At 73.6% G+C, this 13510-nt stretch carries 10 protein-coding genes; 6 read left to right on the top strand and 4 right to left on the bottom strand.

Annotated features, from left to right (window positions below; all coding sequences use genetic code 11):
* Positions 1-4 precede the first annotated feature (4 nt).
* Together AAW13_RS19285 and AAW13_RS19280 are read right to left on the bottom strand one after the other, a co-directional pair.
* Positions 5-1060: a hypothetical protein gene (locus AAW13_RS19285; RefSeq protein WP_046727703.1), complete on the bottom strand. Its 1056-nt coding sequence runs from the start codon at positions 1058-1060 to the stop codon at positions 5-7.
* A 474-nt stretch (positions 1061-1534) separates the two neighbouring features.
* On the bottom strand, positions 1535-2650 hold the full coding sequence (locus AAW13_RS19280) for a PP2C family protein-serine/threonine phosphatase (protein ID WP_046727702.1): 1116 nt from the start codon (positions 2648-2650) through the stop codon (positions 1535-1537).
* Between the two features lie 257 nt (positions 2651-2907).
* Between AAW13_RS19280 and AAW13_RS19275 the strand changes: the two genes are divergently transcribed.
* Positions 2908-3348 (top strand): hypothetical protein, encoded by a 441-nt coding sequence (locus tag AAW13_RS19275; RefSeq protein ID WP_046727701.1) that lies wholly within the window; start codon positions 2908-2910, stop codon positions 3346-3348.
* Positions 3349-3880: 532 nt separating this feature from the next.
* Positions 3881-4789 (top strand): hypothetical protein, encoded by a 909-nt coding sequence (locus AAW13_RS19270; protein ID WP_046727740.1) that lies wholly within the window; start codon positions 3881-3883, stop codon positions 4787-4789.
* A 26-nt stretch (positions 4790-4815) separates the two neighbouring features.
* Here the strand turns inward: AAW13_RS19270 and AAW13_RS19265 are convergent, their stop codons facing one another.
* Complete coding sequence (locus tag AAW13_RS19265) at positions 4816-6249, bottom strand: aminotransferase-like domain-containing protein (protein ID WP_046727700.1); 1434 nt, start codon at positions 6247-6249, stop codon at positions 4816-4818.
* A gap of 72 nt (positions 6250-6321) precedes the next feature.
* On the opposite strand from AAW13_RS19265, the gene AAW13_RS19260 reads away from it, so the two are divergent.
* The 4 genes from AAW13_RS19260 to metG all read left to right on the top strand — a co-directional run bounded on the left by AAW13_RS19260 (position 6322) and on the right by metG (position 13084).
* The gene (locus AAW13_RS19260; protein ID WP_046727699.1) at positions 6322-7113 is read left to right on the top strand and encodes an alpha/beta fold hydrolase; all 792 of its coding nucleotides are present in this window, start codon (positions 6322-6324) and stop codon (positions 7111-7113) included.
* 29 nt (positions 7114-7142) lie between these two features.
* On the top strand, positions 7143-9107 hold the full coding sequence (locus AAW13_RS19255) for an FUSC family protein (protein ID WP_046727698.1): 1965 nt from the start codon (positions 7143-7145) through the stop codon (positions 9105-9107).
* 177 nt (positions 9108-9284) lie between these two features.
* A complete protein-coding gene (locus AAW13_RS19250) occupies positions 9285-11240 on the top strand; it encodes a VWA domain-containing protein (protein ID WP_046727697.1) in 1956 nt (651 codons plus the stop codon).
* Between the two features lie 128 nt (positions 11241-11368).
* Positions 11369-13084 carry a methionine--tRNA ligase gene (gene metG / locus AAW13_RS19245; protein ID WP_046727696.1) on the top strand — a complete coding sequence of 572 codons (1716 nt, stop codon included), beginning with the start codon at positions 11369-11371 and terminating at the stop codon, positions 13082-13084.
* Positions 13085-13159: 75 nt separating this feature from the next.
* Here the strand turns inward: metG and AAW13_RS19240 are convergent, their stop codons facing one another.
* Positions 13160-13507 carry a DoxX family protein gene (locus tag AAW13_RS19240; protein WP_046727695.1) on the bottom strand — a complete coding sequence of 116 codons (348 nt, stop codon included), beginning with the start codon at positions 13505-13507 and terminating at the stop codon, positions 13160-13162.
* Between the last annotated feature and the right edge of the window lie 3 nt (positions 13508-13510).

Raw genomic sequence — 13510 nt, 5'->3', positions numbered from 1 at the left:
CCGGTCAGTTGGTCTGAAGCTGCCGGAGGTGCTGCTGGACGTGGTCCAGGGCACCTTCCCGGCGGCCCGGCACCCTGAGTCTCAACTCCGCGAGCGCGGGCCCGAGTTCACGGGCCCGCGCCGCGTCCTTGATGGCCCCCCACTGGTGGTGGGCCCGGTCCACGGCCGCCTCCACGGCAGGGGTGTCGGCGGGCTCCCCGGCGGCCAGCCGCGTGGTGGCCACGGTCAGCCAGGTCCGGCAGCTGCGCACCGCGTCCCCGGCGAACATCGCGAGGTCGGCCCGTACCTCCGACCAGTGCAGCGCGTCCTCGGAGGCCGGCCCGTGCGCTCGCGCGGCGGCCTCCTCCCAGCGGGCGGCGAGTCCGTCCGCGTCCGCGTACCGCCCGTCCCGTACGGCCGAGCTGATGGCGTCGTGCGGATCGCCGCCGTCCGGGCCGTACGTGCTGAGCAGCATGTCGGTGGCGGTCTCCGCACCGAGCCGCACGAGCACCTGCTGGTGCAGCTGCTCCAGCGCCGGCCGGTGCCCGCTCCTGAGCACCGTCGCAACGGCCTTCATGTACGACGGCACGGCGACCTCCCGCCGGGCGGGCGGCGGCGCGATACGCCCGTGCACGGCGTTGTTCCGCCCGGAGTCCAGGGGAGCGGTGCGCAGGTGCGCCCAGGTCTCGTGGTCCGCGTGCAGGTCGAGCACCAGCGACGTCGCCCCGGGCGGGCGCAGCCGCAGCTCCTCCCGGATCCAGTGCCAGGGCAGCGCGGTGTACCGCACCGTCGCGGGTGTGGTCCGCGCCAGGGCCAGATGCGGCAGCCGCTGCCTGCGGTCCAGGTGCAGCTGGCCCGTGACGAACAGGGTCAGCGGTCCGGGGGCGGCCGCGGCGGCCCGCAGCCGGGTCAGCACCGCCTGCGGCTCCAGGGGGTCGGCGAGTTCGACGACGTTGGCGGTGTCGGTGCCGGAGAGTATCGCCGGGGGCACGGCCGCGAGCACGGGGAGCACGGAGGCCGCGTCCACCAGTCGCCCTTTGCCCGTCGGCGAGGCCGCGAGCAGCAGCACGGTTCCGGGCATCGGCCCTCCCCCTTGTTCCCCAGGTCCACTTACGTCAGCACGGTAACCGCTGCGCCTGCAAAGCGTGCGCCCGAAGAGCCCTTTGCTCCAAGATCAGCCACTTCCCCCACCCTCCCCATCTCCCCTCCCCCTTTTTGTCCGCCGCGACGGCGCTCAGCCGCGGCGGCGGGGCCCGGCGGTGCCCGACCCACCCATGACTCCACCCACCACAGGCCCTTCCCATCCCCCCGCCTGGCGCCCTCCCCATCTCTCCCACCCCGGCCTGACCACGCTCCCCATCTGCCCTCCCCCCTCTGTCCGCCGCGACGGCGCTCAGCCGCGGCGGCGCAGCCCGGCGGTGCCCGACCTGCCCGTGGCCCCACCCACCACCGGTCCCTCCCATCCCCCCGCCTGGCGCACTCCCCATCTCCTCCACCCCCGCCTGACCACTCTCTCCACCTCGCCCGGCCCCTCTGTCCGGTCGGTCGGGGTGGGCTAAGGGGTTCGGCGTACTGCGAAGATCGTGGTGTCGTCGGAGACCCGGCCCCGGCTGTGGCGCAGTACGCCGTCGCGGACGTGGGCGACCAGGGCGGCCGGGTCGGTCGTGCTCGCCCGGGAGACCTCGGCCGTCAGCTCGAAGAACTCGCCGTCCCCGTCGCGCGCCTCGGTCACGCCGTCGGTGGTGATGAGCAGGGTCTCCTCCGGGTCGAGGGCCACCGTGAGGGTCGGCGGCGGCCCGCCACCCGTCTGCAACTCACCCATCCCCAACGGCAGTCCGTGGTCCGGCGGCAGGGCACGGACGCCCCTCGGGCCGACCGCCAGCGGCGGCTCGTGGCCGAAGTTGACCAGCTCCACCACGTCGGTCCGGCCCGGCGGGAAACCGAGCAGCAGCCCCGTGGCGAAACGGTCGCCGTCGCCGCGGCCGAGGGCCACCGTATGGCCCCGGTGCCGGAGCATCCGCGTCTCCAGCCGGTCCGCCACCGTCGCCAGGTCCGTCTCGTGGTACCCGGCCTCCCGGAACGTGCCCAGCAGCGCCGCCGCCGTCTCGACCGCCCCGAGCCCCTTGCCCTGCACGTCCCCCACCAGCACCCGGGTCCCGTGCGGGCCGGGCTGGATGTCGTAGAAGTCGCCGCCCACCCGGGCCTCCGTGTCGGCGGCGAGATACACCGCCGCGTGCTCCAGCCCGGCCCACCCCGGCGGCAGCGGACGCAGCACCGTACGCAGGGTCGTCTCGGCGATGTCCCGCATGTGCAGCATCCGGCGCTCGCTCTTCAGCCGGACCGCACAGGCGAGCACGGCCAGCACACCCGCGAAGGCGACCAGGATGAAGTCGGGCAGCCCGGCCTGGTACTGCTTGGGCCAGGCGTGGTCCACGAGGACGTAGACGGTGACGGCCAGCACCGAGAAGACCGCCGTCGTCCAGACCCCGCAGATCGCCGCCGCGATCCCCGGGACCAGGACGATCCAGGAGATGATCCGGAACCGCTCCGTGGTGTTGAGGTCGACCGCCGTGATCCCGGCCAGCAGCAGGAGCGGTGCCACCCAGGCGAAGCCTCTGCCCCGGGCCCGCGGCAGGTCCTGCCGCCGCCGCAGGGCCTGGTGGTCGGTCACGAAGTCAGGGAAACACGGGCGTGGACGGGCCGCACGTCGTACCGCACGTCGTAGCACCGGTCACCGCCGTCGTACCGCACGTCGTAGCACCCGTCACCGGCGTCGTACCGCCGTCGCACGGGCGTCGTGCGCCGGACGGCTCGTCGGCCCGTCGGGGCTCGTCCGGAACCGCGTGACAAATGTGGTGCGGCCGACTTGCCAGGGGGTACCCGCAGGTGTGCCCTGGAAGGTGGGGACGAGGAGAGAGGAGCGCTCGCATGGCTCAAGCGGCACCGACGACCGGGGGCATGACCCGGGGTGGTCGTACTCCCGACATCTTCAGCGCCCGGACCCACACCCGGGCCCGGATCGCCATCTCCGTCGTGACCGGGCTGATCTACGGCGACTGGGTCGCGGCGAACCGCCGGGCCGGCGGGCCGATCACCGGCTGGAACCTGCTGACCGGCTTCGTGAGCGCCATCGTGTTCGCGGTCGTGTTGTGGGCGGTCATGACCTACGCCCCCCGGCTGCCCCGGGAACTGCACGCGGCGGTGTGGGCGGCGTTCGCCGGCATCGCGTTCGGTTTCCTGTACAGCTCGTCCGGCGACGCGATCCTGCGGTCCATCGGCATGGCCCTGACCGTCGCCTTCGTCACCCTGATCCTGATGTTCTACCGGTTCTACACCCACGAGGACGCGGCCGGACACCGCATCCGATAGCCACCGCGGGCGGCTCCCGCGGCCGTTCCACGGCACACGAGCCGTTCCGCCGCACACGCGTGGGCCCCGCCGTCACGGCCGGGGCCCACGCGTTCCCCTTTTTCCCTCACCGGTCACCGGGGCCGATGCGGGCACCCGGCGACATCCCGGCGGGGCTCCGGCTCTCCGGCTCCGGAAGACCGGAAGCCGCACCCGGATCCAGGAAACACCCGTTCGGCCCAGCCCTCCACCGGAGCGCGGCGCGCCAGGGGTTTCCGGCGCGGACGGCCGCCGTGTCGCCCGTTCGGCCCGGCCGGTGTCCGCGATACCCCCGAATGCAGTCGTACCGCTCGCCTGACCGGCCCTCAGCGGATTGCCTGGAGGCGTGCCCTCAGTGCTCCCCGGGCCCGTACGGCGGCCGCCGGGCCGCGCACGGGCCGCACGGACCCCGTGGCCCACACGGACCACCCGGCGCGCGGCGGCCGGCGCCCTCCGGCCCGCCCGTGGCGCGCGGCCGGCGTGGACCGCCCGGCGCCCCCGGTTCCGGCACGCCCTGTCGGCCCTGCTGATCACGCTGTCGGGTCTGCTCCTGCCGTTCGGGGCGCTGTCGGCCTGGGCGGCGTACGGGCTGGCGGACACCGGACAGTACGTCACCACGATGGCACCGCTGGCCGAGGACCCGGACGTCCGGGACGCGGTGGCGGACACCGTCGGCGACGGCATCATGCGCGAGGTGGACGTCGGCCCGCCCATGCAGGGCACGGTGGCTCCGTTCGTCCACGAGGCGGTCCGCTCCTTCACCCAGACCCGGGCCTTCCGGCTGGCCTGGGACGCCGGCAACCGGGCCACCCATGACGCCGTGCTGCGCGCCCTCCAGGACGAGCGCGAGGAGGCCGTGACCGTCGACCTCGCCCCGGTCACCGCACAGGTCAGGGACCAGCTCGCCCACGACCATGTGCCGCTCGCGGCCCGTATCCCGGTCCAGCACACGGCGGTCGCCGTCCTCCCGGCCGCCGAACTGGACCGGCTCCGGAAGGGGTTCCACGTGCTCGAAGTCGCCGGGTTCTGGCTGCCCGTCGCCGCCGTCGTCTTCGCGGCCGGCGGTATCGCCCTCGCCGTCCGCCGCCGCCGCGCCGTCACCGCGACCGCGCTGGGCACGGCGCTGGGCGGCGCCCTGCTCGGCCTCGCCCTGTCGGCCGGCCGCGCCCTCACCCTGGCCGGCCTGCCGTCCGACGTCCCGCACCCGGCCGCGGCCGCCGTCTACGACGCCCTGACGGCCACCCTCCGCACGGTCTCCTGGCTGCTCCTCGCCCTCGGCCTGACGGTCGCCCTGCTGGCCTGGCTCAGCCGCTACGCCCGCCGCCGCCCGGCGGCGCTCCGGGAACCGGACACCGGCACGGCCGATCCCGGCTCGCTGAGGACGGACACACCGTCCTCGGACCAGAACATGCCCGTCACGTGACCGGCCGGCCCGCGTCGGAGCCCTCGTCAGGGGTGTCGGGCCGCGAGGCGGGCCAGGGTGCACAGCGCGCCCGCCAGTTCCGGTTCCTCCGTCGACGCGAGCCCGAGGCGTACCGCGTCCGGTGTCCGCCTCGGGTCGACACGGAAGGCGGTGCCGGGCGTGATCGCGATCCCGTGCGCCGCCGCGACCGCCGTGAACTCGTCGGCCCGCCACGGCGCCGGCAGCTCCCACCAGGCGAAGTACCCGCCGGGATCGGCCCGTACGGCGAACCCGTCGAGCGCCTCGCGGAGGATCCCCTGACGGCGCCGGGCCTGTGCCCGCTTGGCCTCGGCGAGCCGCGCCACGGTCCCGTCCCCGAGCCACCGCACGGCCGCCTCCAGCGCGAACGCCCCCGCGCCCCACCCCCCGGAGCGCACGGCGTCCGCCACCGCCGCCACCCGGTCCCGCGGTACGACGGCGAACCCGACGGTGAGTCCGGGCGCGACCCGCTTGGAGAGCCCGTCCACGAGGTGGACCTGCTCCGGGGCGAGGGCGGCCAGCGGCGGCTCGGCACCGCCGTGCAGGAAGGACCAGATCCGGTCCTCCACGACCGGCAGCCCCAGGTCGCGGACGGCACGCGCGAGATGCTCCCGCCGCCCGGCCGGCACGGTCAGGGACGTCGGGTTGTGCAGGGTCGGCTGGAGGTAGAGGGCGGAGAGCGGCCCCGACCGGTGCGCGGCGAGCACCGACTCCACGACCGGCCCCTCGTCGTCCGTGGCCACCGGCACGAGAGTGACGGAGAGCCGCCCGGCGACCTCCTTGACCAGCGGATACGTCAGCGGCTCCACCCCGACCCGGCCGCCCGGCGGTACCAGGGAGGCCAGGGTGGCGGCGATGGCCTGCCGGGCGTTGCCGGTGAAGAGGACACGGCCCGGGTCGGGTCGCCAGCCGCCGGTGGCCAGCAGCGCGGCGACGGCCTCCCGGGCGTCCGGGGTGCCGTCGGCGGGTGCGGGCCGCAGGGCGACGGTGAGCGCGTCGGCCCGGAGCAGGGGAGCGAGGGCCGGCGCCAGCAGCTCCGCCTGCCCGGCCACCACGGGGTAGTTGAGCTCCAGGTTGACGCGCCCGGCACCTCCACCGCCCCCGCCCGGCCCCTCGTCCCCGTCCCCGTCCCTGCCCCCGTTCCTGTTCTCGTCCCTGCCCCCGTCCCTGCCCCTGCCCCCGTTCCGGTCGCCGTTCCTGTCCTCGACGAGCGCCCAGCTCCGCGGCAGGTCCGCCGTGGCCCGGACGAAGGTGCCGCGTCCGACCTCGCCCACCACCAGCCCACGCCGCACGAGTTCGGCGTACACCCGCCCGGCCGTCGAGGCGGCGATCCCGTGCCGCCGCGCGAACGCCCGCTGCGGGGGCAGCCGTTGCCCCGCCCGCAGCCGCCCCCGCGCGATGTCCAGAGCGATCCGGTCGGCGATCCCCCGGAAGTCGTCCATGACCCCTCCACATTGCACCGAGGGCAAAGATCTTATTGCACCGAGGAGTTACCGGAACCTAGGGTCGATCACATGCCCCCCTGCCTCGCATATGACGACAAAGGTCCATGTTCCGCCACACCCACCCCCCTCCTCCTGATCCACGGCCACCCGTTCGACCGCACGATGTGGCGCCCCCAGCTGACGGCCTTCTCCGCCGGCCGCCGCGTCATCGCCCCCGACCTGCGCGGCTACGGCGCCTCCCCGGTCACTCCCGGCATCACCCCGCTCTCCCGCTTCGCCGCCGACCTCGAGGACCTGCTCGACGCACTGGGCGTACCGGCCTGTGTCGTCGCGGGCCTCTCCATGGGCGGCCAGATCGCGATGGAGTGCTACGACCGCCTCGGCCCCGCCCGCGTCCGCGGCCTGGTCCTGGCGGACACCTTCCCCGCCCCCGAGACCCCGGAGGGCAGGCGGGCCCGCAACGCGACGGCCGACCGGCTCCTGCGCGAGGGCATGCGGGGCTACGCCGACGAGGTGCTGGCGAAGATGGTCGCCCCCGACGCCGCCCCGGCCGTGCGGGCCCACGTCCACGGCATGATGACGGCGACGGACCCCGAGGGCGCGGCGGCCGCCCTGCGCGGCCGGGCCGAACGCCCCGACTACCGTCCCCTGCTGACGAGGGTCACCGTCCCGGCCCTGGTGGTGGTCGGCGCGGACGACGAGTTCACCCCCGTCTCCGACGCCGAGGCCATGCACGCCCTCCTCCCCGACGCGGCCCTCCGGGTGATCGACGGCTCGGCCCACATGCCGAACCTGGAACGCCCGGCGGAGTTCAACCGGGTGCTGGGGGAGTTCCTGGCGCGCGTGGACCGAGCACCGTAAGCCCGAGCACGTACCCCGATAATGGGCACATGTCCCGCGAGTTCCCCATCGGCCTCACACCCCCCGACTGGCTGGTGAGGAACCTCCGGCCCCAGCAGGCAGCGCCTCTCAACTGGCCCGCCCTCGCCCGCGCCGCGCTCGGCATGGCCCTGCCGCTCGCCGTGGGGCTCGCGGCCGGACAGCCCGCGTACGGCGCGCTCGCCTCGATGGGCGCCCTGTCCGGGGTCATCGGCGACACCGCCGACGCCTACCGCATGCGGATCCTCAACATCGCGGTCCCCCAGCTCTTCGGCGCCGTCGGCGTCACCCTGGGCTCCCTGGTCTACGGCCAGGGCTGGCTGACGGTCGCCGTCGTCACCGTCGTCGCGCTGCTCTCCGGGATGATCTCGACGATCGGCGCGGTGTCCTCCGTCTCCGGCCTCCTCCTCCTGCTCAACTCCGTCATCGGTGCCGGTCTGCCGCTGCCCGGCGCCTGGTGGCTGACCCCCGTCCTGATGACCGGCGGCGGCCTGCTCGTCCTCCTGCTCGCCCTGCTGGCCTGGCCGCTGCGCTCGGGCGTACCGGAACGCTCGGCGGTCGCCGCCTCCTACCGCACCGTCGCCGACCTGCTGACCGTGAGCGACACCGGCGACGGCGAGGCGTACGACCGCGCCCGGCACACCGTCACCCAGTCACTGAACCAGTCGTACGACCTGATCCTGGCCCGGCGGGCCCGCTACCGGGGCCGCAACCGCGAACTCACCCGGATGCTCGCCCAGTTGAACGCGATCACCCCGGTGGTGGAAGCCGCCCCCGCGGTCCGGCTGGCGGCGCGACCGCTGCCGCCCGAGGTCCCGGCGGCGGTCCGGCACCTCGCCGACGCCATCGAGACCGGCTACACCGGCCCGACCGGGCTCCACCTGCCCGAACCGGTCAACGAGACCGGCCGGGCCGTCGACCATGCCCTGCGGCACGTCGCCGAGGTCGCCACCAGCCCCGACGTCGACCCGCGGGGCATCGACGACCGCCTCGGCCGCCCGGCCGCGCTCGGCATCCGCACCGCCCGCGCCGCCCGCAACGTCGTGCTCTCCGCCAACTCCTGGCGCTACGGCATCCGCCTCGCCCTGTGCATCGGCATCGCGCAGGCCCTGGTCTCCCTCGTCCCCGTCCCCCGTTCCTACTGGGTCGCCCTCACCATCACGTTCGTCCTCAAGCCGGACTTCGGCTCGGTCTTCTCCCGCGCCCTGCTGCGCGCGCTGGGCACCGTGGCGGGCCTGGTGGTGGCGGCGACCGTCCTCACCCTGGTGCCGCGCGGCTGGTGGGACGTACCGGTGATGATGGTTTTGGCCCCCCTGATCCCGGCTCTCACCCCGCGTGGGTACGGCTTCCAGACGGCGGCCATCACGCCGGTGATCCTCCTCCTCTCCGACGTGCTGAACCACCAGGGCACGGCGCTGCTCCTGCCCCGCCTCCTGGACTCCCTGATGGGCTGCGCGATCGCCCTGGTCGCCGGGTACCTGCTGTGGCCGGAGAGCTGGCGCACCCGGGTCGGCGACCGTCTCGCCGACGCGGTGGCGGACACGGCGGCCTATGTCGAGCTGGCCTTCAAGGACGGCTCCGACGGCGCCGACGGCCCCGATGCCGCCGGCCGCGCGCGGATGCGCCGCCGCCTCTACCGCGACCTGTCCACCATCCGCACCGAGTTCCAGCGCGCCCTGACAGAGCCGCCGCCCACGGGTCGCCGGGCGGCGGCCTGGTGGCCGCTGGTGGTGGCCGTGGAACGGATCGTCGACGCGACGACGGCGGCCCGGGTACGGGTACGGCACGGGGCGCCTCCGCCGTCCCGGGCCGAGGTGGACCAGGTCGCCCTGCAACTGCGCGAGCTGGCGACGGGCGTCCGTGAGTCCGAGACCCTGATCTCGGTCCGCACGGATCTCACGGGCCCGCCGGACAGCGTTCTCGAACCGCTCCGCCAGGAGGTGGCGGCGGCCAGGGCGATCGCCTCCCCGCACTGAACGGAAGGTGAACCGCGAGTAACCGAGGGGAAGTTGACGGCCGCGCCCGGACTCGACCGCCGGACGCCGGACAGGAGTCATCGACCCTCCCCAAGATCGCAACCTGGGGCCGCTAACCTTACGTGTCCGTCCTGGCCAGCGATTGACGGGTATCAACTCACGCGAAGGGTTGCGCACATGGGCATTCTCACTCTCCTGCGGAACGCATTCGGCAGGTCGCGAAAGCCGCGCCCCGCCGAAGCAGAGGGTGCGGACCAGCTCCCTTCGCAGTCGACATCGGCACAAGAAGCGGAAGCTCAGACACCGACGGCGGTTCCGGAACCCCGCCCGGCGGAGAACGACGAGCACGACCTCGTCTCGGCGGCGTTCGACAACGTGACGGTGCCGAAGCAGGCATCCCGCACGATCGAACCAGAACTGCCCCCGACCCCCGAGCCGACGGCAGAGCCGACCCCCAAGCCGGAGCCCGAGCCGACGGCCGAGGCGGAGGCGGAGGCCGCGGCCGAGGTGACGGCAGAGCCGACCGCCGAGCCCGAGGCGGACGCCACAGCCGAGCCCGAGGCCGGCGCGGAGACATCGGCGGAGCCGGAAGCCGACGCCGACACCACGGCGCAGCCGACCCCTGCCGAGGCGGAGGCCTCGGCCGAGGTGACGGCAGAGCCGACCACCGCCGAGACCGAACCCGCACCGGAGCCCGAGGCCACCACCGAAGCGACGGCCGAGCCCACGGCGGAGCCGGAAGCCGACGCCGACACCACGGCGGAGCCGACCCCTGCCGAGGCGGAGACCAAGGCCGAGGCGGCGGCCGAGCCGGCCGCCGAGCCCGAGGCCGATGCGGAGACGTCGGCGGAGCCGACCACCGCCGAAGCCGAGGCCGCACCGGTGCCCGAGGCGCAGCCCGAAGCCACGGGCGAGCCGAAGGCCGAAGCCACGGCGGAGCCGGTGGCCGAGCCCGAGCCGAAGGCCGAAGCCACGGCGGAGCCGGTGGCCGAGCCCGAGCCGAAGGCCGAAGCCACGGCGGAGCCGGTGAAGGCGTCCGAGCCGGAAGCCGAAGTCACGGCGGAGCCGGTGAAGGCGTCCGAGCCGGAAGCCGGAGTCACGGCGGAGCCGGTGAAGGCGTCCGAGCCGGAAGCCGGAGTCACGGCGGAGCCGGTGGAGGCGTCCGAGGCCGAACCCGCTGTGACCACCGAATCCACCACCGCGGCCACCACCGAACCCGCAGCCGCGGCCACCGGCGAGCCCACAGCCACCGGCGACCCCGTCACCACAGCCGCCGCCGAACCCGCCACCGCGGTCGCCGGTGAATCCGCACCCGCGGCCCAGGGGGACGTCGAGGCTGTTATTCGGCTGACGCCGGAGCCTGATGTCTTCTCGGCCGGTACGGATGAGGCGGCCCCCGCCGCAGCCGCCGACGGCGAGTCCGCCCCGCAGGGGCCACCCGCGGCCGACGACGAAACCGTCACGGGTGGTGCGGGTGGGGACGAGGGGGCCGAAGGCGAAGCCGAGGCCGGTGGCGACGACGCCGCCCGCCTCGCCCTCACCAAGGCCGGCCTCTCCACCGCCGACGCCGTCACCTACCTCGTCCTCGACCGCTCCGCGAGCATGCGGTCGTACTACAAGGACGGCTCCGCGCAGGCCCTCGCCGACCAGACCCTCGCCCTCGCCACCCACCTCACCCCGCCCGGTGACACCCCCACCGTGCACGTCGTCTTCTTCTCCACCGAGGTCGACGGCACCACGGACCTCACCCAGGCCTCCCCCGAGAACGCCATCGACGAGGCGCACGCCGGCCTCGGCCGGATGGGCCGTACCAGCTACCACGCGGCCGTGGAAGCCGTACTCGCCCACTACGACGCGAACACCACCCCCGGCACCCCCGCCCTCGTCGTCTTCCAGACGGACGGCGCCCCGGACGCGAAGACCCCGGCCACCCAGTCCCTCACGGACGCCGCGAAGTCCCACCCCTCGGTCTTCTTCTCCTTCGTCGCGTTCGGCGAGCACGAGAACAAGGCCTTCGACTACCTCCGCAAGCTGAAGACCGGCAACACGGCCTTCTTCCACGCGGGCCCGACCCCCCTGGAGCTCACGGACGCGGAGCTGTACGACGGCCTCCTGATCGACTGGCGCCCGTAAGCCCCACCCGCACACCCCGTGCCGCCCGCTTCTCACCCAATAAAACGGGAAGCGGGCGGCATACACATGTCGGCTACGATTTCAAGGTTCGCAATAACAGCAACACACCGACCTGGGAGCAGCCCCCGATGGCTCGACACCTCATCACCAGCGCCCTTCCGTACATCAACGGGATCAAGCACCTGGGCAACATGGTGGGGTCCATGCTCCCGGCGGACGTGTACTCCCGGTACCTCCGCCAGCGCGGCCACGACGTCCTGTACATCTGCGCGACCGACGAGCACGGCACCCCCGCCGAGCTGGCCGCGAAGGAGCAGGGCATCCCGGTCGACGAGTTCTGCGCCCAGGCACACGACGCGCAGAAGGCGGTCTACGACGGCTTCGCACTCGCGTTCGACTACTTCGGCCGGAGTTCCTCTCCGGAGAACCGCGAGATCACCCAGCACTTCGCCCGCCGCCTGAACGAGAACGGCTTCATCGAGGAGCGCTCGATCCGCCAGGTGTACAGCCCGGTCGACGGCCGCTTCCTCCCCGACCGCTACGTCGAGGGCACCTGCCCGCACTGCGGCTACGACAAGGCCCGCGGCGACCAGTGCGAGAACTGCACGCGCGTGCTGGACCCGACCGACCTGATCAACCCGCGGTCCGCGATCTCCGGCTCCACCGACCTGGAGATCCGCGAGACGAAGCACCTCTTCCTGCTCCAGTCCAAGCTCCAGCACGAGGTCGAGGAGTGGGTCTCCCGGCACGAGGACGACTGGCCTCAGCTGGCCTCGTCCATCGCCCGCAAGTGGCTGAACGAGGGCCTGCACGACCGCGCGATCACCCGTGACCTGGACTGGGGCGTCCCGGTGCCGGCCGACACCTGGCCGGAGCTGGCGGCGGAGGGCAAGGTCTTCTACGTCTGGTTCGACGCCCCGATCGAGTACATCGGCGCGACGAAGGAGTGGGCGGACCAGGACCCGTCGACCCGCGACTGGAAGTCCTGGTGGTACGACGTGGACACCACCGTCCGCTACACGGAGTTCATGGCGAAGGACAACGTCCCGTTCCACACGGTGATGTTCCCGGCCACCGAGCTCGGCGTGCGCGAGCCGTGGAAGAAGGTCGACTACGTCAAGGCCTTCAACTGGCTGACGTACTACGGCGGCAAGTTCTCCACGTCCCAGAAGCGCGGTGTCTTCACCGACCAGGCCCTGGACATCCTCCCGGCGGACTACTGGCGCTACTTCCTGATCGCCAACGCCCCCGAGTCCGACGACTCCTCCTTCACCTGGGAGCACTTCACGGCCACGGTGAACAAGGACCTGGCCGACACCCTCGGCAACTTCGTCAACCGCGTGCTGTCGTTCTCCCGCAAGCGCTTCGGCGACGACGTACCGGCGGGCGGCGAGCCGGGCGACGCGGAGACCCGCCTCGGCAACGAGATCGCCCGCCTCCTCGCGGAGTACGAGGAGCACATGGAGACCCTCCAGTTCCGCAAGGCGGCCGCCGCCCTGCGCGCCCTGTGGTCGGCCGGCAACTCCTACCTGGAGGAGAAGGCCCCCTGGCTGGAGATCAAGACCGACAAGGACGGCGCGGCGCTGACCCTGCGCACGGCGATGAACCTGATCCACCTGTACTCGGTGGTCTCGGAGCCCTTCATCCCGGCGACGGCGAAGACGATGCGCGAGGCGTTCGCCCTCGCCGACGACACCGCCACCTGGGTCACCGCCGACGAGGCGAGGTCGCTGACCGCCGTCCCGGCCGGCACCTCCTTCACGGTTCCCCCGGTCCTGTTCGCCAAGCTGACGGACGAGGACCTGGAGACGTACAAGGAGCGCTTCGGCGGCACGGAGGCCTGACGGCCGTACGCCCCCGCGCATCCGCCGGCCCCCGGATCCACAGACGGATCCGGGGGCCGGCGCACGAGACGGCACTCAGCTGAGCAGGCCCAGTACCAGCGCTCCCGCCACCGGAGCCGCGTACACCAGCGGGAACGGAATGTGCGAGTACCACCTCGCCCGCGCCACCGTGATCACGGCCCCGGTGAAGTAGAGCAGCAGCCCCACTCCCGCCAGCACCCCCACGACCGGCACGAACAGCCCGGCCAGCAGCCCCGCCGCCCCGGCGGCCTTGGCCACTCCGAGCGGCGTCCACCAGGCTCGCGGCACCCGGTAGTCGGTGAGCGCCTTGACGATCCACTCGGCCCGCAGCAGCAGCACGGTTCCGGAGAACCCGGCCGACAGGGCGGCGAGAACGGTGACGACGACGTAGGCGGTACGCATCAG

The organism is Streptomyces humi (assembly GCF_001005085.2).
GTDB lineage: Bacteria > Actinomycetota > Actinomycetes > Streptomycetales > Streptomycetaceae > Streptomyces > Streptomyces humi.
Note: the sequence above shows the minus strand (reverse complement) of the source record. Positions and strands in the feature narration are given on the sequence as shown.

Bases quoted from the DNA above. Each gene is read 5' to 3' on its own strand.
- metG (WP_046727696.1), top strand. From the start codon at position 11,369: ATGGCTCGACACCTCATCACCAGCGCCCTTCCGTACATCAACGGGATC.
- AAW13_RS19260 (WP_046727699.1), top strand. From the start codon at position 6,322: ATGCCCCCCTGCCTCGCATATGACGACAAAGGTCCATGTTCCGCCACA.
- AAW13_RS19285 (WP_046727703.1), bottom strand. From the start codon at position 1,060: ATGCCCGGAACCGTGCTGCTGCTCGCGGCCTCGCCGACGGGCAAAGGG.
- AAW13_RS19255 (WP_046727698.1), top strand. From the start codon at position 7,143: ATGTCCCGCGAGTTCCCCATCGGCCTCACACCCCCCGACTGGCTGGTG.
- AAW13_RS19275 (WP_046727701.1), top strand. From the start codon at position 2,908: ATGGCTCAAGCGGCACCGACGACCGGGGGCATGACCCGGGGTGGTCGT.
- AAW13_RS19250 (WP_046727697.1), top strand. From the start codon at position 9,285: ATGGGCATTCTCACTCTCCTGCGGAACGCATTCGGCAGGTCGCGAAAG.
- AAW13_RS19265 (WP_046727700.1), bottom strand. From the start codon at position 6,249: ATGGACGACTTCCGGGGGATCGCCGACCGGATCGCTCTGGACATCGCG.
- AAW13_RS19240 (WP_046727695.1), bottom strand. From the start codon at position 13,507: ATGCGTACCGCCTACGTCGTCGTCACCGTTCTCGCCGCCCTGTCGGCC.